Annotated in this window: 15 protein-coding genes and 1 pseudogene; 10 read left to right on the top strand and 6 right to left on the bottom strand. The window is 69.7% G+C overall.

Features of this window, described 5'->3' with window-relative positions:
• The first annotated feature begins 90 nt into the window (after nucleotides 1–90).
• Genes AC2CJA_RS03030 through AC2CJA_RS03010 form a run of 5 tightly spaced genes read left to right on the top strand, consistent with a single transcriptional unit; the run spans nucleotide 91 to nucleotide 10,762 of the window.
• On the top strand, nucleotides 91–2,727 hold the full coding sequence (locus tag AC2CJA_RS03030; RefSeq protein ID WP_484601074.1) for a non-ribosomal peptide synthetase: 2,637 nt from the start codon (nucleotides 91–93) through the stop codon (nucleotides 2,725–2,727).
• Between the two features lie 56 nt (nucleotides 2,728–2,783).
• Complete coding sequence (locus AC2CJA_RS03025; protein ID WP_484601073.1) at nucleotides 2,784–2,990, top strand: MbtH family protein; 207 nt, start codon at nucleotides 2,784–2,786, stop codon at nucleotides 2,988–2,990.
• A complete protein-coding gene (locus tag AC2CJA_RS03020) occupies nucleotides 2,987–6,163 on the top strand; it encodes an amino acid adenylation domain-containing protein (RefSeq protein WP_484601072.1) in 3,177 nt (1,058 codons plus the stop codon). Before AC2CJA_RS03025 ends, AC2CJA_RS03020 begins: the two co-directional genes overlap by 4 nt.
• Nucleotides 6,153–7,472, top strand: a complete 1,320-nt coding sequence (locus AC2CJA_RS03015) for a condensation domain-containing protein (protein ID WP_484601071.1) — start codon at nucleotides 6,153–6,155, stop codon at nucleotides 7,470–7,472. The genes AC2CJA_RS03020 and AC2CJA_RS03015 overlap by 11 nt, the downstream gene beginning before the upstream one ends.
• The gene (locus tag AC2CJA_RS03010) at nucleotides 7,469–10,762 is read left to right on the top strand and encodes an amino acid adenylation domain-containing protein (protein WP_484601070.1); all 3,294 of its coding nucleotides are present in this window, start codon (nucleotides 7,469–7,471) and stop codon (nucleotides 10,760–10,762) included. Before AC2CJA_RS03015 ends, AC2CJA_RS03010 begins: the two co-directional genes overlap by 4 nt.
• A gap of 30 nt (nucleotides 10,763–10,792) precedes the next feature.
• On the opposite strand, the gene AC2CJA_RS03005 is transcribed toward AC2CJA_RS03010, so the two are convergent.
• Nucleotides 10,793–11,530, bottom strand: coding sequence for a thioesterase II family protein (locus AC2CJA_RS03005; protein WP_484601069.1), 738 nt, complete (start codon nucleotides 11,528–11,530; stop codon nucleotides 10,793–10,795).
• Nucleotides 11,531–11,719: 189 nt separating this feature from the next.
• Between AC2CJA_RS03005 and AC2CJA_RS03000 the strand changes: the two genes are divergently transcribed.
• Nucleotides 11,720–12,921, top strand: a protein-coding gene (locus tag AC2CJA_RS03000) for an IS3 family transposase (protein ID WP_484601068.1) whose coding sequence is annotated in 2 segments (ribosomal slippage) — nucleotides 11,720–12,005 and nucleotides 12,005–12,921 — 1,203 coding nt in all. Because the reading frame shifts where the segments join, the coding sequence is not laid out codon by codon here.
• A 30-nt stretch (nucleotides 12,922–12,951) separates the two neighbouring features.
• On the opposite strand, the pseudogene AC2CJA_RS02995 reads toward AC2CJA_RS03000, so the two are convergent.
• Nucleotides 12,952–13,269, bottom strand: a pseudogene (locus AC2CJA_RS02995) (helix-turn-helix domain-containing protein); the annotation flags it as partial.
• A 67-nt stretch (nucleotides 13,270–13,336) separates the two neighbouring features.
• Here AC2CJA_RS02995 and AC2CJA_RS02990 point away from each other — a divergent pair.
• Nucleotides 13,337–13,642 (top strand): hypothetical protein, encoded by a 306-nt coding sequence (locus AC2CJA_RS02990; protein WP_484601067.1) that lies wholly within the window; start codon nucleotides 13,337–13,339, stop codon nucleotides 13,640–13,642.
• Between the two features lie 70 nt (nucleotides 13,643–13,712).
• On the opposite strand, the gene AC2CJA_RS02985 is transcribed toward AC2CJA_RS02990, so the two are convergent.
• The 4 genes from AC2CJA_RS02985 to AC2CJA_RS02970 all read right to left on the bottom strand — a co-directional run bounded on the left by AC2CJA_RS02985 (nucleotide 13,713) and on the right by AC2CJA_RS02970 (nucleotide 16,998).
• Complete coding sequence (locus AC2CJA_RS02985; RefSeq protein WP_484601066.1) at nucleotides 13,713–14,912, bottom strand: amidohydrolase family protein; 1,200 nt, start codon at nucleotides 14,910–14,912, stop codon at nucleotides 13,713–13,715.
• A gap of 31 nt (nucleotides 14,913–14,943) precedes the next feature.
• The gene (locus AC2CJA_RS02980; protein ID WP_484601065.1) at nucleotides 14,944–16,068 is read right to left on the bottom strand and encodes an MAB_1171c family putative transporter; all 1,125 of its coding nucleotides are present in this window, start codon (nucleotides 16,066–16,068) and stop codon (nucleotides 14,944–14,946) included.
• The gene (locus tag AC2CJA_RS02975) at nucleotides 16,065–16,454 is read right to left on the bottom strand and encodes a hypothetical protein (protein ID WP_484601064.1); all 390 of its coding nucleotides are present in this window, start codon (nucleotides 16,452–16,454) and stop codon (nucleotides 16,065–16,067) included. Before AC2CJA_RS02975 ends, AC2CJA_RS02980 begins: the two co-directional genes overlap by 4 nt.
• Before the next feature lie 211 nt (nucleotides 16,455–16,665).
• Nucleotides 16,666–16,998, bottom strand: a complete 333-nt coding sequence (locus AC2CJA_RS02970; protein WP_484601063.1) for a helix-turn-helix domain-containing protein — start codon at nucleotides 16,996–16,998, stop codon at nucleotides 16,666–16,668.
• A 550-nt stretch (nucleotides 16,999–17,548) separates the two neighbouring features.
• Between AC2CJA_RS02970 and AC2CJA_RS02965 the strand changes: the two genes are divergently transcribed.
• The 3 genes from AC2CJA_RS02965 (at nucleotide 17,549) to AC2CJA_RS02955 (ending at nucleotide 22,015) form a co-directional block, all read left to right on the top strand.
• Nucleotides 17,549–18,382 (top strand): tryptophan synthase subunit alpha, encoded by an 834-nt coding sequence (locus AC2CJA_RS02965; RefSeq protein WP_484601087.1) that lies wholly within the window; start codon nucleotides 17,549–17,551, stop codon nucleotides 18,380–18,382.
• A gap of 1,119 nt (nucleotides 18,383–19,501) precedes the next feature.
• Nucleotides 19,502–20,599, top strand: a complete 1,098-nt coding sequence (locus tag AC2CJA_RS02960; protein WP_484601062.1) for a hypothetical protein — start codon at nucleotides 19,502–19,504, stop codon at nucleotides 20,597–20,599.
• 78 nt (nucleotides 20,600–20,677) lie between these two features.
• On the top strand, nucleotides 20,678–22,015 hold the full coding sequence (locus AC2CJA_RS02955) for a replicative DNA helicase (protein WP_484601061.1): 1,338 nt from the start codon (nucleotides 20,678–20,680) through the stop codon (nucleotides 22,013–22,015).
• The last annotated feature ends 67 nt before the right edge of the window (nucleotides 22,016–22,082 follow it).

The raw sequence follows: 22,082 nt of genomic DNA, 5'->3' as shown, positions 1-22,082 counted from the left end.
CCCGGCCCTGCCTGTCGTGCCATGTGTCCGAGGGCACAATTCCGCCGCCTCGCAAGGGCGGTGGGGCTTTCGAGGAAGAGAAGGGGAAACGTGCGAAGAGACGCACTGAAAGTGGAGAAGCACTGGCGTGGCCGGTTCGCCGGATTCGGTGAACCCACCGTTCTCGGTGTCGAAAACCCCGCCTCGCACGCTGGTTCCCGCGCTGTCCACGAAGCCGCCCTATCCGAGGCGGAGTCCGCCGGGCTTGGTGCCCAGGCCGACCGGCTCGGCGTCGATGTGAACCTGCTCGCCCTCGCCGCCTGGTCTATGCTGCTCACCCGCTACGGCGCCGGTGACGACCTAGTCTTCGGCACGTCGCTGCCCAGCGTCGGCGGGGCCGGCGCGGGGAAGGACGGGGCTCCTGGGCACGCGGCACCTTTGCTGCCGGTACGCGTCAAGGTCGACCCGCGCCAGTCCGTACACACGTTTCTCACGACGCTGGCCGAGTCCCTGCCCGATCCGCACCAGCCCGCCCCCACCCCGGAGGGGCTACGTTCGCTCGGCGAGTTGCCGCAGGACGTGCCGCTGTTCGACAAGGCCATCAGGGTGAGCAACGGGCCAGTGACGGACACCGACACCGCGTTCCTCCTCCAGGCCACCGTTTCCATCGGCGAGTGGGCGACCCTCAGCATCGACCACGACACGGCCCGGCTCGACGAGGCGGACGCCGTACGCATGCTGCGGCATTTCCGGCGGATCCTTAGCTCTCTGGCCGATGCCGCCTCCGACACCCCGGTGGGCGAGATCGACCCGCTGTCACCGGCCGAACTGCGGCAGATCCTGCATGAGTGGAACGACACCGCCACCGATCGCACCGACCACGCCTGCATACATGAACTCGTCGAACGCCAGGCCGCCCGGACCCCGGATGCCCTCGCGGTCGTTCAGGGTGAGTACCGCCTCACCTATGCCGAACTGGACCGCGAGGCCGACCTGGTGGCTGCTGGCCTGGCGGCACGCGGTGTCGGTCCCGGCGACTTCGTGGCCCTGCACCTGGAGCGCACGGTGCACAGCGTCGTCGCGCTGCTCGGCGTGCTGAAGTCCGGTGCGGCGTACGCCCCAATCGAGTACTCCCTGCCCGCCGGACGCGTCCGTCACCTCTTGGAGTCGCTGCGCGCGTCGGTGGTGGTCTGCAGTCCGGACCGGGTGGAGTTCCTGCGCGAACTGTGCGCCGAACTCACGCGGTTGCGGCACATCCTGTGGATCGGCGGGACCGCCGGCGCCCCCAAGCCCACGGCCCCGCCCCAGACGCCCGCTCACCGGGTGAGCGTGGCCCCGGCCACCGCCCCCGCCCCGGCCGACGCCCCAAGGCCGCGCCGGGCGAGCCCGGACGATCTCGCCTACGTCATCTTCACCTCGGGATCGACCGGCACTCCGAAGGGCGTACTGCTGACCCACGCCCCCGTGGTCAACCTGATCCGCTGGGTCAACACCACCTTCGACGTCGGACCGCACGACCGCGTGCTGTTCCTCACCGCCTTCGGATTCGACCTCTCCGTCTACGACGTGTTCGGGCTGCTCGCCGTCGGCGGCGTCGTCCGCGTCGCCTCCGAGGACGAGCTGCGCGACCCCCAGCGCCTGTTGAGCGTGCTCGACGAGGAGCCCATCACGTTCTGGGACTCGGCGCCCGCCGCACTGCAACAGCTGGAGCCGCTCCTCGCGCTGCGCGAGCCGCCCCACTCGGCGGCACTGCGCCTGGTGTTCCTCAGCGGCGACTGGATCCCTGTGGCACTTCCCGACGCCGTACGAACCGCCTTCCCCGGAGCGGAAGTGGTGTCTCTGGGAGGCGCCACGGAGGCGGCGATCTGGTCCAACTTCCACCGCATCAATGCGGTGGATCCGCACTGGAGCAGCATTCCGTACGGCCGCCCGATCCACAACGCACGCTATTACATCCTCGACCGGGAACTGCGGCCCGTCCCGGTCGGCGTTCCGGGCGACCTTTACATCGGCGGCCACTGCCTCGCCTCGGGATACCACGCCGATCCGGCGCTGACGGCGCGCAAGTTCCTGCCCGACCCCTTCGTGGGCGAACCGGGCGCCCGCATGTACCACACGGGCGACCGGGCCCGCTTCTGGGCCGACGGCACCATGGAGTTCCTCGGCCGTACCGACAGCCAGGTCAAGCTGCGCGGATTCCGTGTCGAACTGGGCGAGGTCGAGGCCGCGCTACGCGCCTGCGACGGGGTGGGCACCGCGGTGGCGCATGTCCACGGAACGGCAGATTCCGCTCGATTGGCCGCGTACGCCGTTCCTGCGCCCGGATCCCGGCTCGACCCGCAGGAGCTGCGGGTACGCCTCGCCGAGGCCCTACCCGCGTTCATGGTTCCCGGCGAGGTCGTGATCCTCGATGCCCTGCCCGCCACCCGGAACGGAAAGCTGGACCGGCGCGCTCTCGCCGCGTCCGGACATGCCGCCGACCAAACCGCCAACCCGCCGGGAGCCGAGCCCGCTACGCCGGTCGAGGCCGCCGTCGCGAAGGTGTGGGCCGAGATCCTGGGCCGCCCCGCTGACGCCGACAGCCACTTCTTCGCCCTGGGCGGGCAGTCCCTGCTTGCCGTCCGCACCATCGCACGCCTGAATGCGACGCTGGGGGCCGACATCCCCCTCAGGACGCTCATGGACCACCCCAGACTGCGGGATTTTGTACGGGAGGCCGAACCGTTCATGAGCGGCCGCGCGAGTTGACCCACGTTCAGCCCTCCCCCGGCCGTCGGGCTCCGTGCGTAGGACAGGAAGGTGTCATGTACGAACCACAAGGCTCCGCCGCGATCTTCCAGGTCGTGGTCAACCACGAGGACCAGCACTCACTGTGGCCGCTCGACCGCGACCTGCCGGCTGGCTGGCGTGCCCAGGGGTTTCTGGGCACGCATCAGGAGTGCGTGGCGCACATCACCGAGCTGTGGACTGACATCCGCCCGCTCAGCCTGCGACAGAAGTCCGCGACATGACCGCGATGGAACCCGCCTGCCTGCACCACGTCTTCGAGCGTCGGGCCGCGCACGCGGGCAGTCGTCACGCACTGACCGACGGTCCTTACACGTACACCTACGATGAGCTGAATCGCGCGGCCAACCGGCTCGCACACCGGCTGATCCGTCGGGGTGTGGGACCGGGCTCCTTCGTCGGGGTGTGCGCCGACCGGTCCGCGGACTTGATCACGTCGATTCTCGCGGTGCTCAAGTCCGGTGCCGCCTACGTGCCGTTGGACCCCGCCTATCCCGCCGAGCGCCTCAACTTCACTCTCACTGACACCGGATGCCGGCTCGTCGTCGGCCAGGACCGCCACCGCACGGCATTTGCGAGCCTCGACTACGTGTCTGTGGAGGCGCCTGCGGGGCCCGGGGACAGTGACCTGAACCCGGAGACGGGCGTGACTGCGGGACATCCCGCCTACGTCATCCACACCTCGGGCTCCACCGGCACCCCAAAGGGCGTGATCGTCACCCACGCCAACGCCGACCGCCTCTTCGACGTGTGCCGGGACGAACTCGGCATCGCCCCCGTCGACTCGGACGACGTGTGGACCTTCTTCCACTCCTGCGCCTTCGACTTCTCCGTATGGGAGCTGTGGGGGGCCCTGCTACACGGCGGACGTCTCGTCATCGTGCCCTACACCACCAGCCGGTCCCCGGACTCCTTCCTGCGGCTGCTCTGCGAAGAAGGCGTCACCGTGCTCAGTCAGACCCCCACGGCCTTCCGGCAACTGGTCCGCACCGCCGAGGCCGAGGGCTTCCCCGAGACCGGACTGAGGCTGGTCGTCTTCGGCGGCGAGGCCCTGGAACCGAGTTCCCTGCGCCCCTGGATCGAGCGCTACGGCAGCGACCGACCACGCCTGGTCAACATGTACGGCATCACCGAGACCACCGTGCACGTCACCCTGCGGGACATTACCGCCGCCGACTGTGCCACCTCCCGCAGCCCCATCGGGCACCCCCTGCGCGATCTGCGCGTGCACGTCCTCGGCCCCGACCTGCGTCCCGTCGCGCCCGGCGAACAGGGTGAGATGTACGTGGGGGGAGCCGGCGTCACCCTGGGATACCTGAACCGGCCCGGGCTGACGGCCGTGCGCTTTGTGCCCGATCCCTTCGGCGGCCCGGGGCAACGCCTCTACCGCAGCGGTGACCTGGCGGTGGTCACCGAGGGCGGCGAACTGGAGTTTCGCGGGCGCACGGACGACCAGGTGCAGCTGCGCGGCTTCCGCGTGGAGCTCGGCGAGATCGAGGCCGCCCTCAGCTCGTTCGACGAGGTCAGGGAAGCCGCAGTGACGCTGCGCGCGGATGCGCTCGGCGAGGCGATGCTCGTGGGGTACTCGGTGCTCGCCCCCGGGTCCACGGCCACGGCCGACGACCTGATCCGGCGTCTCGCCGACCGACTGCCAGGCCATATGGTTCCGCCGGTACTCGTCCTGCTCGCCTCCTTCCCGCTGACCCCGAACGGCAAGCTGGACCGTAAGGCCCTGCCGGAGCCCCAGGCCCGCACTGCCGCGTCCGCCCCCGCGACGGACGCCGTACCGGCGGACGGGCGCGGCTCGGAATCGGCGGAACAGATTCTGGTCCGGATCTGGGCCAAGGCCCTCGGCCAACCGGAGGTGGATCCCGGCCTGAACTTCTTCGCGCTGGGCGGGGACTCCATCACGGCCATCAGGGTCGTGGGCATGGCCCGTGAGGCCGGTGTCGCCTTCAAGTCCGAGGACCTGTTCCGGTACCCGACCATCGCGGAACTGGCGCGGCACTGCGCCCTCGCCCCGGACGATGGCGCACCGGCGGAGCCCGCACCAGCCGCGGAATCGACGTCCGACGCGTTCGCCCTGCTGCGCGCCGACGACGTCGAATCGCTGCCCTCGGATGTGTGTGCGGCGTATCCGCTGACGCCGCTGCAACTCGGAATGGTCTTCGAGTCCGAGCTGTCCGGTGACCCGACCCTCTACCACGACCTGGTGAGCGTCCGCGTCGACGGCACGCTCGACGTGGACGCCCTGCGCCGCACGCTGGAACTGCTGGCCTCACGGCACGACATCCTGCGCACCTCGTTCGACCTGGGCAGGTACTCCGAGCCGCTGCAACTCGTGCACGACCGCATCGCGGTGCCGCTGCACCACGGGGCGGAGCTGCCACCGGCCGGCACAGCGCTGGACGCGGTCAAGGCATGGTGGCGCCAGGAGTGGCTGCGCCCCTTCGAAACCGGCACGCTTCTGTGGCGCTGTTATACCCATGACCACAAGGACGGCACCTTCCAGCTGTCGGTGTCGGCGCACCACAGCATCCTCGACGGCTGGAGCTTCGCCCTGCTGGTCACGGAACTGATCGCGACGTACGAGCACGAGGCGGGCGGCCTCGCGGTCCCCGCCGGGCCGCCTGCACACCCCTTTCGCGCCTACGTCGGACTGGAGCGCGCCGAGAGCGGCTCAGAGGCCGCCAGGGAGTACTGGGAACGCGTCGTCCGGGGCGCCCGGCCCACACCGCTGCCCGCACCCGACGGCGGCGGCGTCGTCCCCGCGGTGGAGCCCGATGTCCGGCTGCCGCTCCCCCCGGACCTGGTGGCCACGGCGCGCGACCTCGCCGACCGGCTCGGCGTACCGGCCAGGTCGGTGTTCCTCGCCGTCCACCTGTGGGCGCTGCGCGCCGCCACCGGCACCCACAACCTCACCACGGGCGTCGTGGCCAACGGCCGGCCCGAGTACGCCGAGAGCGAGGACTCCCTCGGCCTGTTCCTCAACAGCGTGCCGCTGCGCTCCGATGTGAGCGGCGGGAGGTGGGCGGAGCTGATCCGCTCGGTGTTCGCCGAGGAGCGGGCGATGCTGCCCTTCAGACGCTTCCCGCTCGCCGACATCCAGGCCATGGCGGGCGTGGCGCCGTTCTCCGTACTGTTCAATTACACGGACTTCCGTCCGTTCGACGCTCTGGAGGGGCTGCGCGAACTCCGCGTGGTCGACTGGTGGTTCTGCGACCGGACGAGCTTTCCCCTCGTCCTCGAAGTGGGGCGCCAGGCCATGGGCAAGGAGTGGGAGCTGACCGTCAAGGCGCACCCCGACAAGGTGGCGGCGGCCTTCTGCGCACCTCTCGCCGAGCACTTCCTGGATGGCCTGCGACGCGTGAGCGAGGGACCCTTCGATGTCTACTGACTCTTCCGGGCCGATGCTGTCGACGCCGGCGGAGGGTCTCCTGCCGGACGTTCCGGGCACGTACCCGGTGTCGCTCGCGCAGCGGGAGCGGCTGACCCTATGGGCCTCCGGGCGGCACAGCCAGGACCAGCCCACCGACGCCTGGTCCTTCGCCTGCGAGATCACCGCGCGGGAGGCCAGGTTCGCCTGGAACGCGGTGATCGGCCGGTACGAGACCCTGCGCTCCGTCTTCGTACAGGCGGCGGACGGTACGTTCCACTGCCGCCGGGACGATGCCGAGACGGTCGCCGCGCGGACCTTCGTGGTGGCGTCACCGGAGGAATTCTTCCCAACTCTCTGCGCGCCGGTCGACCTGATCGGCGGGGCGCTTGCCCGGCTCGTCGTCAGTCACGGAGCCAGGGAGACGCTGATCGGCATGAGCTTCGACCACCTGGTCATCGACGGGCACACCTTCGACCGGGTCAGCGCCGACTTCTTCGCGCGGCTGAACGGCACGGACCTCCCGGGTCCGGCCCCCTCCTCCGCCGACGCCTTCTACCAAGCGGAGCTGCGTGCCGCCGCCTCGCCCGCGGGGGAGAAGGCGCTGGCCTACTGGCGGCGGACCACGGACGGAGCGACCTATCCCCCGCTGCTCGCGGGCATGACCAGGCCCTCCGGTGCCCCCGTGATCCCTGAGACGGGCCATGCCGCGGTCGCCTTCGACGCGTCGGCGCCCCACACCCGGATGGCGCTGGGCCGTTCGGCCATGGTGCTCGCGTCCGTCGCGGCGGCCATCGTCCGCACGCTGGACCTGGAGACGGACTCCGAGCCGTTCCGCATCCTGCTGCAGAGCTCGCGCCGTTCCAGCCCCGCACATCTCACCATGGCGGGGTTCCTGTCCAACTGGCAGGTGGCATCCTTCGCGGCCGGCCGGGACGCGCGGCACATGGCCGACGACGTCGGCGACGCCGTCTTCCGCTCGATGCGCTGCCACCAGATCCACCACGCGGAAGTCGTGAACCGTCTGGAGCCCGAGCTGTACGGTGCGCGCTACGTCCCGAGTGAACCCCTACCGCCCTACGCCCTGTTCAACTACCTGACCGAACAGAAGGCCCCCGTGGTGCGCGGGCACACGGGCGAGGAACTGGCCGTCCCGCCCATGGGCGCGTACCGGCTGCACGGCGCCCTACGCGTCTACGGCATCGAGCGCGCCGATGGCAGCGGAGCCGCGGTCCGCGTGGTCGCTGACGCCAGCGTGTTCGGTGCCGGATTCGCGGCGGCGGTCGCACAGGCCGTCGACACCATGGCGACTCACGGAGACCCATCGTGACCAACCCCTTCGAGGATCCGGACCGCGCCTGTCTGGTCCTCACCGACGACGAGGGCCGGTACTCGCTCTGGCCCGCCACGGCCGCGCCTCCCGACGGCTGGAAGGTGGTGTACGGGCCGTATCGGCGCCAGGTGTGCCTGGACTACATTGCTACCCACTGGACCGACATGGCGCCGAGGAGTCTCGGGAAGGCGGCCACGGAGCCGGACACCGAACCGCCGGGCTCCGGTGACCCGTTGGCGTCGTTCGAAGCCTGGGCCATGCGCACCCCCGACGCCGTGGCGGTGATCGCGGGCGATACGCGATGGACGTACGGAGAGCTGAACGCGAGGGCGGATGCCGTCTCCCACGACCTCGTGACGCGGGGCGTGGGGCCGGAAGACCTGGTGGCCCTGCTGATGCCGCGGTCGGCCGAGCTCGTCGTGGCCCTGCTCGCGGTGTTGAAGAGCGGCGCGGGATACGTACCGATCGACCCGGAGTACCCCGCGGACCGCATCGCCCACGTCTTGGCCGACGCCGCGCCCAGGGTCGTCCTGACGACGGACGACCCTGTGGCACGGCGCGCGGCCGACGTCATGGCCGCGGACCGTGAACGCCTGGTGGTCCCGGCGACGCGGCCGACGGAGGGTGCGGCGGGGCCCGCCGTCCCGGTCAGCGCGGCACGGCCCGCACACCCCGCGTACGTCATCTACACGTCGGGGTCGACGGGCCGCCCCAAGGGAGTGGTCGTGCCACGGGCCGCCCTGGCCAACTTCCTCGCCGCCATGGACGAGTTGTTCTCCTTAGCGCCGACCGATCGCCTGGTGGCGGTGACCACCATCGCTTTCGACATCGCGGCCCTGGAGATCTACCTCCCGTTGTCGTCTGGCGCCCGGGTGGTGTTGGCGTCACAGGACACGACGCGCGATCCGTCCGCCCTGGCCGAGTTGGTCACCCGGTCCGGTGCCACCGTCCTGCAAGCGACCCCCTCGCTATGGCAGGCCCTGGTGACGCAGGTGCCGGAAGCCGTGCGCGGGCTGCGGATGCTGGTCGGGGGCGAGGCGCTGCCGACCGCGCTGGGCGAACGGATGCGTGCCCTGGGACGCCGGGTGACGAACCTGTACGGTCCCACGGAGGCCACGATCTGGTCGACGGCCCAGGACGTGGACGGTAGTGCCGCCCCGGCGTCCATCGGCCGCCCCGTCCGCAACACCCGCGTGTGCGTCCTAGACGACGAGCTGCGGCCGGTCCCCGCCGGGGTCGCCGGTGAGCTGTACATCGCGGGCGAGGGCCTCGCGCGGGGCTATCTCAACCGCCCGCGGCTGACGGCCCAGCGCTTTGTGGCCGATCCGTCCGGGCCGCGCGGGACCCGGATGTATCGCACCGGGGACCTGGCACGGTGGGGACGGAACGGCACCCTCGAATATCTATCGCGGGTCGATCTCCAGGTGAAGGTCCGCGGCTTCCGTATCGAACTCGGTGAGATCGAGACTGTCGTGGGACGGAATGACGGCGTGGCCCAGGCGGTGGTGACGGTGCGCGAGGACCATCCCGGTGACGCCCGGCTCGTGTGCCATGTCGTCCCGGCCCCGGGCCACAGCGTCGACCCCGTCGCCGTACGTGCGTACGCGGGCCGTTTCCTGCCGGAATACATGGTTCCCTCGACCGTGACGGTACGGAGCTCCTTCCCGCTCACTCCCAACGGCAAGGTGGACCGCGTAGCCCTCGCCGCCTCGCCCGTGGCTGGTGACCCGGCGGCCCCGGGCGAGGCGGTGATCGCGCGGAACGACACCGTCCTCGGCGCCGTGGCGCGGGCCTGGCAGTACGCCACCGGGGTGCCGACGCGCTTCGGACGGAGCTTCGCCGAACTCGGCGGGACCTCGCTCGGCGCGTCCCGTGCCGCCGCGCGGCTCCGCGAGCTCACCGGCCGGTCGACCACGGTCGCGGACGTGCTGCGAGCCGCGTCCGCCGAGGAGCTGGCCGCGACTGTCGCCGCGGCGCCACCGTACGTCGACCGGAGTACCGGCCAGGACACCGGTCGCACCTCGGCTCCGCTCAGCGACTGCCAGCGGGCCATCTGGATTCACGAACAGCTCGCCGGCGAACCGCTGCTGTACACGGAAACGTACTGCCTGGCACTGGGCGAAGGCGTGGACGTACGGAGACTGGCCGACGCCGTACGCAAGGCGGCCCTGCGCCACCCGGCGGTGGGTGCCGCGGTCGAGTCCCGGGACGGTGAACCGTGGCTCTTCCTGGGCCGACATCGCGTCGCGCTGACCGTCCGCACCCTGCCCGCGGGTCTGGGCACCACCGATGCGATCACCCTGGCCCGTCGGGAGGTCACCCGTCCCATCCGGCTCGACGGGGGCGGCCCCTTACTGCGGGCGGTCCTCTTCCGGACGGTCGGTGGCGAGGCAGTGCTGCTCCTCGCCTGGCATCACCTGATCATGGACGGGTGGGGGATGAGGCTCTTCGTGGAGGATCTCGTGCGTTTCCACAACGAACCGGACGCCGTCCCCGAGCCCGGACGCGTCACCCTCTGCGACCTCAACACCTGGGCGAACCAGACCGAGGCCACCCCGAGCAGGGACCGGGACCTCGCCGTCGCGGCCGAGGAACTCACCCCAGTCCTCGCAGCGGCGTATCCGGAGTGGCCGGACAGCCCGAGCTCACAAGCGCCGGTGCACACCGTCGAGTTCGATGTGCCCGGCGCGCTCGCGCAGGAGGTGGACACCGCGGCAGCGGCAGCCGGGCACACCGCGTTCGTCCTCATCTGCGCCGCGTACCGACGGGCTCTGGTCTCGATTCTCGAACGGGAGCAACTGGTGCTCGCCGTCGCCGTCGCAGGCCGCGATCAGCCAGAGTCCATGGACGTCGTCGGCTGCTTCCTCAACACGGTGATACTCGACGGCGACCGACAGCGGTCACTCACCGGTCAGGCGCTGCTCGACCACCTGCGGGACGCATTCGACCGGGCCGTCGCGAGCTACGGGCAACTGCCCTTTCCGCGGCTGGTGAACAAGGTGCGCGAGCGGGTCCGGCTACCCATGGACTTCCCGCACTTCTACCTCAGCGTCGACGACCTGCCCGAGGTGCGGTTCACAGGGGGCGAGGCCAGGAGCCTGCCGGTCCACCCTGAGCGGGCGAAGTTCGCCGTGACCGCATCGCTGCTGCACGGTGCCGGGCAACTGACGGGACGTCTGGAGTGCCGCACCGATGTGCTTTCGGCCAGCGGGGCCGAACACCTCGTCAAGACGTTCCAGTCAGCGTTGACGGACATCGTGTCCGAATGTGGTCACGCCGCGGCCTGAGCAACGCCGGGAACAGGACCCAGGAGCCGGTCAGCGATTGCCGACGCGGAGCAGCTTCCTCACCAGGGCGAGCACAGCGGCAGCTGACGGCCTCACGAAGAAGTGACCGCCGGGAAACGCGTGATGCCCGAACCCGGCGGTCGTGTGATCCGCCCAGCCTGTGACGGCCGTGCCGTCCAGCGAGTCCTCCACGCCCGTGAGAACGGTGATGGGGCAGTCGAGCGGCCTTCCCGGCAACAGGCGGTAGTTCTCGACTGCGGTCAGGTCGGCACGGACCGAGGGCAGGACGAGGGCGGCCAGTTCCGGGTGTGCGACCACCTCGGCGGCCGATGAGTCCTGACTGACCAGCCAGGCGCTCAGCCGTTCGTCTGACGCCGTGCTTACCTCGGGCCCTCGCGGGATCTGCGGTGCCGCGCACGCTGCGGCGAACAGGTGGTCGGGTCCTCCTTCGCCCAGGTCGCGCAAGCACCGGGCGACCTCGAACGCCAGCAGGGCGCCCATGCTGTGGCCGAAGAAGGCAAAGCGCGCACCGGGAGTGTCGGCGGCCATGGCCCGGGCGAGCTGGTCCGCGAGTTCCCCGACGTCGGATATCGGCCGCTCGCGCAAGCGGGTCTCCCTGCCGGGATACTGGATCGACCGGAGCTCCAGCCCCTCGCCACCCATGTCGAGCCAGTGCGCGTACGCCGACGCCGCGCCGCCGGCGTGCGGGAACAGGAAGAGGCGGACTCCGGGATCGGCATTGCGTATTCCGGTGAGCCAGGGGGACATGGACGCAGGCTCGGTCACACGATCAACTTATCAAATAGGAGCACCGATCAACCCTGGCAACCTACGGAGCGAGGGGAAGAGCAGACCCGACGCGATGTTCAACCTCCCGCGGTACTGAACTTGGGGCCTTGCCCCTTGATCTTGGACACACGAGACACTGGATCCTGAGGATCTGAGAACGGACATCTCGTGGTCATGAAGAACTATCCGCCGCAGTTCAAGGCGGACGCGGTCGCGCTGTACCAGTCGCGGCCCGAGGCGACGATCAGGCAGGTCGCCGCCGATCTGGGGATCAACCCCGAGACCCTGCGGAACTGGGTCCGAGCGGCCGGTGCGAGCCGGCCCCGGGGGCGCCGGGCGGAGGTGCCTGCCGGGCCGCCGACGCCGTTGGAGGCGGAGAACGCCGCTCTGCGGAAGAAGGTCCGTGAGCTGGAGGAAGAGCGCGAGATCCTGCGGAAGGCGGCGAAGTATTTCGCCGGGGAGACGCGCTGGTGAACCGCTTCCAGTTCGTCGCCGACCATCAGCGCCGTTACGGCGTGAAGCGGCTGTGCACCATCGTGGGCATCGCCCGCTCCAGCTTCTATTACTGGCGTCGGACGGCCGCGGATCGGGCAGCGAGGCAGACGGCCGACGCGCGCCTCGCCGCCCGGATACGGGCCGTGCACCGCGAGTCGGACGGCACCTACGGCGTTCCCAGGATCACGGCCGAGCTCCGCGAGGCGGGCGAGCGCGTCAACCACAAGCGGATCGCGCGGCTGATGCGGGCCGCCGGTCTGGCGGGCGTGCGCTTGCGCCGCAGACACCGCACCACGGTCGCGGACCCGGCCGCGGCGAAGGCCCCGGATCTCGTCGGCCGCGACTTCACCGCACGTGAGCCGAATACGAAGTACGTCGGCGACATCACCTATCTCCCGCTGGACGGCGGGAAGTTCCTGTACTTGGCCACCGTCATCGACCTCGCCTCGCGCCGCCTGGTCGGCTGGGCGATCGCGGACCACCTGCGCACCGGCCTCGTCATCGACGCCCTGTCCGCCGCCGAACGGACTCGCGGCAGCCTCTCCGGGGCGGTCCTGCACACCGATCACGGAGCCCAGTACACCAGCCGGGCCTTCGCCGACGCCTGCCGCCAGACCGGCGTCCGCCAGTCCATGAGCGCGATCGGCAGCTCGGCGGACAACGCGCTCGCCGAGTCCTTCAACGCGACGTTCAAACGCGAGACTCTTCAGGGCCGAAAGCACTGGTCCAGCGAACGCGAGGCCCGTCTCGACGCGTTCCGCTGGCTGCACCGCTACAACACCCGACGCCGTCATTCCCACCTCGGACAACGGAGTCCCATCGCCTACGAGACAGCACTCGGCACAACATCAACTACCCTGACCCAAGCCGCATAGCCCGTGTCCAAGATTCCGGGTCAAGGCCCTCAGCGTCTTGATCCGGGCCAGTGTCCACCGTTGGTCGGCCCAGCCGTGGACCAGCGGCCCACGCTCCAACTCCCGCTCCAGACGGGTGATCTGCGCGCCCCTGAGTCTCGGCCGCCCAGGCGATCCCTTCGACAGAACCCCAGCTACACCGCGCTCGCGCCACTGGCGGCGCCACCGCTCCACGGACCGCTCACTGACCCGCAGCGCGGCAGCGATCTCCTTGTTCTTCTGCCCGCCCTCGAAGCGTTCCACGGCCTGAAGCCGGACACGCTCCCTCGCGGCCCTCCCGGCGTCGGTCAACCCGCCTCCTGCGCGTATCTCCCGGTCCAGGGCTACCGGAGCGGACCGGCCGCCGTTACTGAGGTTGAACTCGTGATGTCGTAATGTGCCGCAGGCCCCGCCGGATGCGCTGGATCTGGCAATCACCCGGAAGACCGTCACCACGCTCGCCGACCGGCTGCCCACCCAGCCAGCCCCGCCGAACCTGCCCGAGCACCCGGACTATCTGCGCATCCTCACCGTGTTCCACCAGACCACCACCAGCCCGCTGCGAGCACGCGACATCTGCCAAGCCCTCGGCCACGAGCTCTTGCCGAAGAACATCGAAGGCACCCGCGCCAAGCTGAAACGCCTGGTCAAACTCGGCGTCCTCGTCGAAGCCGACACGGGCAGCTTCACCAGGAAGCAATAGCCACCGCTCCGGCCAGCGTCCCTGACGCGACCCTCATACGGAAACGGACATCACTTCACGAACCCTCCTCTCAGGAGCGGCGTTCAAAGACAAAATGGGGGCGCCCGGCCGCCATGACCAGGCGTACGGCGCGCAGTGCTTGGAGGTCGTCGAGGGGGTTGCCGTCCACGGCCAGGAGGTCGGCGCGGTGGCCGGGGCGGAGCAGGCCGGTGTCGTGGGCGATGCCCAGGGCCTGGGCGGTCTCGTGCGTGGCCAGGTCGATGATCTCGGCCGGGGTGCATCCGATGTGCTGGAAGAACTCCAGGCTGGAGACGAAGTCGTCGAAGACGGCCCGGCCGATGCCCGCGTCCGTGCCCGCGATGAGCCGCACCCCGCGTTCGCGCATGCGGCGCAGCGTGCCGAACATCTCCTCGGCGCGCTCGGGGCCGAAGCGCCGGGCGAAGCCGCGCCAGTCGGGGCTGGCCGCCGGGCACACCGCGATGCCCTTGGCCGCGATGGCGTCGATGAGGTCTTCGCGCACCTCGAATCCGTCCCGGCCCATCCAGGTGCAGTGCTCGAGGGTGTCCACGCCGGCGGACACCGCGGCGGCGATCCCGGCGGTGCCGTGGGCGTGGGCGGCGACCGGCAGTCCGGCGCTGCGCGCCTCCTCCACCACGGTGCGCAGTTCCGCCTCGGTGAACTGCGCCGCCCAGATCGCGGGGCCGCCCCGGGTGATGCCGCCTCCGGTGGCCATCACCTTGACGACGTCGGCTCCGCGCTCGATGTTGCGGCGGACCACCTCGCGGATCGCGCCCGTGCCGTCGGCCTCGCCGCCGAGGAACCAGCAGTGCCCGCCCGGCGCCGTCACCGGGGTGCCCGCGGCGAGGACGCGGGGGCCGGGCAGCCGGCCGGCGGCGATGTCGTCGCGCAGGCGGACGGCGAGCCCGCCCCGGTCCCCCAGGTCGCGCACGGTGGTGACACCGCAGCCCAGCAGTCGGCGTGCCCGGTCGGCCATGCCGCGGCTCAACTCCGCGTCGCCGGTGCTCTGCAGGGCGGCGACCGGGTCGGGGCCGGCGTCGAGCACGAGGTGCACATGGGCGTCGATCAGTCCCGGCAGGAGTGTGCCGCCCGGACAGTCGAAACGGCTCGCCCCGCGTGGCGCGCGGGCCTCCACCTCCGCCCGGGGGCCGACATCGGCGATGACACCGCCTCGGACCAGGACGGCCGCGTCGGTGATGTGATGGCCGTGCGGGCCGAGCAGGACGCGTCCCGCCGAGACGAGGGTGTCCATCGGTGTTCCTCCTGAACGTGCGGTTTCGGCTCTACAGGGCTTCGGAGAGCAGGACGAGTTGACGGACGTCGTTCTCCAGGCCGCCGTCATCGGGCAGGGCGATGGGGACGGCCTGGGAGGGTGCTGGCTCCCCCGCCGTGTAGGCCTGCAGGGCCGCGCGCAGGTGGCGTGCGGCGGTGGTGGGAGAGAGTGATTCCTGGCTGCCGGTGTCGCGGGCTTGGTGCTGGGCGAGGTAGGGGCTGATCCTTACCAGGCCGTCGCGGCACTCGATGACACGCCGGTAGTAGCGGCGGTGGACTGCTTTGAGGCTGATGGCGTCACGCCAGGTGTTGGGGTGGGTGCGGTGGAGGGAGTCCTCGGGGAACGCATGGTGTAGTGCTGTCCATAGGGGCTCCAGGCGCCGGTACATCTGCCGGTGGTCCCACCACAGGCGGATGCTCGCCCATCGGGTCATCGTTGCGGGGTAGAGGATGCCGATGACGAAGAGGGGGATGGCGAGGTCGAGCAGTAGCTTGACGCCCATGATCAGCGGCTGGGGGACGTCTGCGCTGAGCCACCGGGCCAGGGTGAAGGTTTCGCGGATAGCTGCGGCCGCCACCATTGCGGCCAGGGAGACGGCCACCATCCATAGACCGGTTGCCAGCGGCCGGTGCGATGCGTGTGCATAGTGCACGGTCCACCGCAGCGCCACGGCGAGGGCGTAGGCCAGGTACAGGCCTCCGGCCAGATAGAAGACAGCGACTCCGGTGATCTCCATGTTCGCTGTGGCGTAGGTGTGGTCCCGCTCCGGCTGTGGTGTCGCCACCATCGCCAGGGCCATGGCGAGCAAGGTGGCACCCAGTGGGACCAGTTCTCTGCGCGCCCGGGTGTGGCCTGCCCGCCTGTCCGATGCCGCGTGGATGAAGAAGCACTTCAGGAAGTAGACGGCACAGAGCAGGAAGACGTTCTGCAGGAGCTTGGCGGTGCCCTCACCGGTGAGGGCGTCGACCAGCCGTGCTCCTCCCGGGGTGCCGAAGGGGAAGGACAGCGACGCGCACAGGATGCACAGGAGAACCGACCGGAGCAGCTTGTCGGAGGGGTCCTGGGCGAACTGCCAGGTCTTCCAGGCCAGTGCCAGGCACAGCACGGTTCCGAGCAGGAGGGACAGCACCGTCACAGCCACCCCTGCCGATCGCTGAGTGCGGTTTGTACCCGGCGCGCTGGCTGGATCCTTGGTGCGGGCGGCGTGATCCGGTCCAGCACCGATGCCCACTCCAGGATGATGGTCGCGACCAGCTCAGCCTCGCGTTCGTGCTCCTCATCGTAGGAGGTTCGCCGCAGAGCCCGCTTGATGGCGTCGGGGGAGACACCCGGTAGCAGGGTATGCCAGACGTCGCTGTCGCCTTCGTCGCTGCGGTGATCGGCCAGAATGTGACCGACCTCGTGCAGGATGATGTGGTCTTGATGGGTCCGGCTGGTTTCGCTCTGGTAGAAGATGTAGTCAGCCGTTTGAGAAGCGATCCACAGGCCGAACGGCCCAGGCACCGGCAGCGTGTAGGGCATCAGGCGGATCGGGCGGCCACGATGCTCGCCCAGGATTCGGCAGAGTTCTTCCACCTGCAGTGGGGGTCTGATCCCCAGGGATCGCAGCAGACGCCTGCAGCGTTTCCGTAACGCGCGTTCGTTCAAGAGGTGACTCCGCCTGGATCTTACCGACTGCTTACCGATCATCATCCAACAGTGATCATTGAGTAAGGAGCCAGTGCAGATTCGGTCAATCGTTCCCAGGAGGAATCGCGCGTTCGGCCTGCTCCAGCCGGTAGACAACGTCCAGCAAGTCCATGACCTGCTTGCGGTGCTCAGGGGACAGCTGCCCGGCGCGCATGGCCATCAGCTTCGCATCACTGCCCTGGGAGGCTTCGTGCAGCCTGGCCCGTTCGGAAGCGAGAGTGCTCAGCTGCTCGGTGATCCGGTCCGTTGTCGCGTCATCGACGAAGTAGGCGGTGGGGACCCCGAAGAAGTCGGCCAGTGCCTGCAGGTGTCTGAGGGTCGGGTTGGTCTTCCTGCCCTTGCGGAGCTGCCAGATGTAGCTCTGCGAGATTGACACACCGGTGTCCCTGATGGCGGCGGCGACATGCTCATTGCTGTACTCACGAGCCGGATCAGGCCTGACGGATGCGAAGAGGTGGTTGAGCTTGTCGGCGAGGCTACTGCCTGGACTGTCCGACATGGCACCCACCTCGCCCCGGAGACGCGACTTCCACCCGTATGAACATGAGCAACGCCCATACTGTCCAGGCCAGTTGAAGGCCGTCAACTCCTCGACTACGGTACGGAACGCCTTGATTTCAACTGAGGTGAAAGCTCACTCTTGGCAAGAAACGACCAGAGTCAATCAGAGGCGCAAGGCGACACCGGCGTCAGCCCCGCCTGATCAGCGAGGCTGCACCTCCGGCGGGACGGAGCGCCCTGCCCCACCGCACGGACGCCTAAGGGGGACACCCAGTGACGCACACGCCAAGCTCGGCCGGCACCGCTTCACGCCGCCAGAACCGGCTCACTGCTGCCACGTACTTCCCGGCAGACGACAGCACACGGTCGCCGTGTAGCCCTACCGAGCCTTCCCCCCGTACCGGTTTATCCGCCCGGTGAACGCGATGGCCGCCATACCGACCGCCGTCCCGAAGGACCGGCTGAGCACGACCTTCGAGCGCACCAGAACAGCAGGACGGGCCGCACTGATAGGCCACCTTCCGGCCGACTACCCCAATCCCGAAGACAGCATCACAGCCCTGCGCACCCTCAGCTGGCACGCTGATGTCCTCATCATCGGCTTACCAGGCAGCCCGACGCTCACCGCTTCGAGCGCTCACCAGGCACCCCGAGCCACACTGGCCGCCGCAATGGAGACCCTCCGTGAAGTCTCCGCGACCACCAGCATTCCGGTAATGCTGGCATCGCACTGGGCCCCCCTCGCCCGAACCGGTGTCGAACACGCAGGCGCTACCATCACCGCAGCCGGTGCCGCCGGCGTCATCCTCCTCGACCTGCCCCCGGCCGGTCAGGATGCCACTCGCTGGCTTGCAGTCGCCACTGCCCACCAACTCCCCACGACCTTCCTCGCCAATCGCGGGCAGGCCGTCGAGGCAGCCAGCACATCCACCGGGTGGGTCTATCTACCCGCAGTCCCCGAGCATCCGGACGCCACCGGAGTTCTCGACCTGGCCGACCTCCACCACCGCACCGGCCACCTCAGGTGCCTGACCTCTTCCCCCATTTGCACAGGCACCGGCATCACCAGCCCTGAGCTGGCAGCAGCCACCGCGCCCGGGATCGACGGCGTAGTCGTCGACTCCGCCTTCCTCCACGCCCTTCAGCCCGCCCCTGGAGGAAGACCTGACATCAGCCAACTCGACCACTGCGCCACCCGTTACGCGGCTGCTCTGCGTACCGTGCCCGGCGGCCGACGGCTCCCAACACCACTCTCATGACCACCGCTCACACCGTGCAGCCTCCCGTCGGCACATCGAAAGGCCCTGCCCCCGCGCGCTGCCACACCACTGCACCACAGCGTCACCACCATCACGGACACACGCTGCGCCAAGAACCTGCCACTCAGCCGTACGCCGCATACCCGAAGGGAAAAGAAGACCCAACGCATCCTGCCGGCCCGCCCCGTAGGACGAGGAAGGGAAACGTTTCCCACCCTGCGGGAAACACACAGAAGATCGTCCAGGCCGCCATGGCGTTGGCTGCAGGATCTGATCGTCTGCTCCCGCCACTGGCAAGACCAGCCGTTTTCTTATCCCGAACAACTGCCACGATGGAGGCCGAGATGATGCGGTAACCCAAGGGCGAAGCCTGTAGCCGCAGGCTGAGCCGCCCGGGACGCCCGGTACTCAAGGTGATTAGCGGTCACCTTGGCTGAGCGTCCCTTCAGCTACCGGAGGGCTTAGCGGGCCCATCCGAAGGAACTGCTCGAACGGGTAGCAACCGTCCGAGCTGTTCGACTACTGGTTCTCTCGCAGGAACCCGAAGCACCGCAGCAGGGCTTCGTCGTGCCGTTTTGGCGGAGCCTCAACGACAGGAGCCATTGTGCAGTACAGCCGTGCCTTTTACCAGCCTCGCCACTCCTGCTCAAGGCATAGCGGGCACGAAGCCGCTTGCTGGGGCTCGGCGCCCTCCCTGACCGCCATCGCCGCGCCGTCTCGCCGCCGACCTTCTCACAAACACCGCTGGGCGGGGGTGCACTGTCGCTACTGTTCCTTGCCCGCCCGCGGCCGTCTGCGAGGAGTGCCGGTGAGCGCGGGAGCAGTGGTCGCTGCGCGGCAGGCGCTGGCGGGCCGCCCCTCCTCTGCCCTTGCCCGGCTGGGCCGGGGTGGCGTCGCGCTCCGCCAAGAGCGGCCCGGCCGCCCGGCGCCCCTGCCTCGGGCGGCCGACGAAATCTATCCACAGGCAGTTGCCCTGATGATCGGCGACATGAATGCGCCTGCCTCTCGTCCGGTCTGTCCGGCGTCGGCTGCCGCCCGTGCGCGCGGTGCGCTGCGCCTGGTGCAGCAGCAGCTGCACGCCGTGGTCCGCCCGTCTGGTCTCGCTACGGGGGTGGCTCGATGAGCGGGGAGGAGCGTGACTGTATCGACGGTGCGGGGAAGGTCGTCCAGGCGCAGGCGCCGGTGTCCGGGGTGTCGGTTCCCCGGCATCTGGGGATCGGTTCGAATCTGGTCCACGCGCTGGACTACGTCGTGATGCTGCAGGTGATGTTCAACCTGGCGTCCAAGATCGAGTGCACGCCGATGACGGTGTGGCAGCAGCTCCAGGCGCGGGGCATCCGGTCCGCGAAGAACGCAAACGAGCTGGTCGGCAAGAACGCCGTGTACGAGTCGTTCGCCCGCCTGCTGGACGCCGGCTACCTGCGCCGCACGCGGCTGCCTCACCCGGACAAGCCGGGACGGTTGGGCCCGTTGGTCTACGAGGCGTTCGACAACCCGGCGTGGAACCCCGACCACGCCCCCACGCCCGAGACAGAAGGTCACGGCGAGGTAAAACCGCAGGTGGGAACACGTCCCGGAACGCCGGACGTGGAGTTCGGGGAAGAAGGTAAAACCGCAGGTCAGACCACGTCCCGGAACCCGGGACGTGGTAACACCACATCCGGCGTTCCGGGACGTGGAATCCGAGGCGTTCCCGCAGGTCAGAACACGTCCCGGGTTCCGGGACGTAGTACCGCTCCCCCCCCACACCCCCCGGGGGGGGGGGAGCCACCACCCCCTACCCCCTCCAGCCCCACCGGGTCACTCCCGTCACAGAGGGAGGAGGCGGCGGAGTTCTCCCCCGAGGAACTCACAGCCGCCGCGCAGTTCCTCCAGGGCATGAACCGCTGGCAGGCCGGCGCGAAGACGGCTCACCGCTGCGCGCGGCCTCTGCTGCGGACGATGCGCGCCCAGGGCTGGCCGCCCCTGACGGAGATGACCGACGCCCAGCGCGAACTGCTGGAAGCCGACGTGCTGAAGAACACCCGCGGCGCGGTGTCGTGGTCGAAGTGCCTGCTCGGCTGGGTGCAGGACCTGCGGCTGTACGCCAAGGCCACCACCGGAGGCACGGCCGACGGCGCCGCGGCGCAGGACGCCGGCGGTCGTGAGCGGTGCCCGGACCACCCCAGCCGCTACCGGCGGGGCTGCGTCGACTGTGCCCTGGCCGTACCGGCCTGACACCCGATGCGGGCCGCTCCCATCGCCCGGGAACGGCCCGCCACCCCCTGCCCACTTCACCGAACAGGGAGACCACCAGTGTCCACCATCCCGCCCCAGGAAGCCCCCGCCGGCACATCCACCCGCACCCCTCCGCAGAACCTCGAGGCCGAGCAGGCCGTGATTGGCGCGCTGCTGCTCTCCGGCAGCCCGACCATGGCCAGCCACCAGTACTTCTCCGAGATCCTGGAGACGGGCCTGGTGGCCGAGGACTACTACCGGCCCGCGCACGGCACCATCCACCGCGCCATCTGCGCCCTGCACGAGGCTGGTGAGCCGGTCGATGTCCTCACCGTCACCGAAGAGCTCACCGAGCGCGGGGACCTCGCCCGCGTCGGCGGTGCCGGCTACCTGCACGGCTGCGCCCAGGCCGTACCCACCGCGGCGACCGGGCCGCACTACGCCCAGATCGTGCGGGCCAAGGCATACCGCCGCGGGGTGATCGAGGCGGCCCAGCGCATCTTGCAGTACGCCTACAGCGAGGAGGGCGACGAAGGCGAGGTCCGCGAGCTCGTCGAACAGCAGCTCACCGAGATCATCGCGGGCACCCCGGGCCTGCACCAGGCACCGCCCACCGTCGACGACCTGTACCTGGGGTTCGTCGAGGAACTGGAGGCCATCCAGGACGGCAAGCGGATGGGCCTGACCTATGGCTTCTCCGACCTCGATGCGATCACCTCGGGCATGCACCCGGGCAACGTCACCGTCATCGCGGCGCAGTCCGGCGCAGGCAAGTCGACGCTGGCGCTGAACGCGGCCGTCGCGGCCGCCAAGACCGGCGCGCAGGTGCTGTTCTCCTCGCTGGAGATGAGCGGCACCGAGCTGATGCAGAAGATCACCGCCGCCGAGGGGAAGATCCCGCTGCACCACCTCACGCACCAGGGCGGCCTCACCAAGGAGGGCTGGGAGACCGTCCACCGGCTCGGCCCGGAGCTGTTCCGGAAGCTGCCGCTGCGGGTCTACCGGCCCGACGGCGCATCGCTGGCCGACATCGCGGCCGCGGCGCGCTCCTGCGTCCGCGCCGGCGGCCTCCAGCTCCTGGTCGTCGACTACCTCCAGCTCGTCGAGATCGAGCAGCGCCGCAACATGACCCGTGAGCAGGTCGTCGCGTCCGTCTCCCGCGGCCTGAAGAACCTCGCGGTCGAGCTCGACTGCCACGTCATCGCCCTGTCCCAGCTCAACGACGACGGCCTGATGCGCGAATCGAGGGCGATCAAGAACGACGCCTCCGTCGTCATCAAGGTGGAGCGGCCCGACATGGGCCAGCCGGAATCACCGCGGGCCGGCGAAGTCGACCTCGTCATCGAGAAGAACCGGTTCGGCCCCCTGGCGGCAGGGGCGCGTCGTTCAGGTGATGTGTCCTGGTTGATCACGTGATGCCGAGGGTGGTCAGCGGACGGTTGGCGTCGCGGGTGTGGTGGCGGAGTCCAGCAGCAATGTTCGT

The organism is Streptomyces sp. ATLC9, assembly GCF_057196705.1.
The sequence above is the reverse complement of the archived record's forward strand: the minus strand, read 5'-3'. Positions and strand labels throughout refer to the sequence as shown.

What these genes read in the sequence shown, in the direction of transcription:
- AC2CJA_RS03005 (WP_484601069.1), bottom strand. Translation starts at nt 11,530, where the DNA reads ATGTCCCCCTGGCTCACCGGAATACGCAATGCCGATCCCGGAGTCCGC.
- AC2CJA_RS02965 (WP_484601087.1), top strand. Translation starts at nt 17,549, where the DNA reads ATGGCCGCCATACCGACCGCCGTCCCGAAGGACCGGCTGAGCACGACC.
- AC2CJA_RS02975 (WP_484601064.1), bottom strand. Translation starts at nt 16,454, where the DNA reads ATGCCCTACACGCTGCCGGTGCCTGGGCCGTTCGGCCTGTGGATCGCT.
- AC2CJA_RS03025 (WP_484601073.1), top strand. Translation starts at nt 2,784, where the DNA reads ATGTACGAACCACAAGGCTCCGCCGCGATCTTCCAGGTCGTGGTCAAC.
- AC2CJA_RS02985 (WP_484601066.1), bottom strand. Translation starts at nt 14,912, where the DNA reads ATGGACACCCTCGTCTCGGCGGGACGCGTCCTGCTCGGCCCGCACGGC.
- AC2CJA_RS02960 (WP_484601062.1), top strand. Translation starts at nt 19,502, where the DNA reads ATGAGCGGGGAGGAGCGTGACTGTATCGACGGTGCGGGGAAGGTCGTC.
- AC2CJA_RS03015 (WP_484601071.1), top strand. Translation starts at nt 6,153, where the DNA reads ATGTCTACTGACTCTTCCGGGCCGATGCTGTCGACGCCGGCGGAGGGT.
- AC2CJA_RS03020 (WP_484601072.1), top strand. Translation starts at nt 2,987, where the DNA reads ATGACCGCGATGGAACCCGCCTGCCTGCACCACGTCTTCGAGCGTCGG.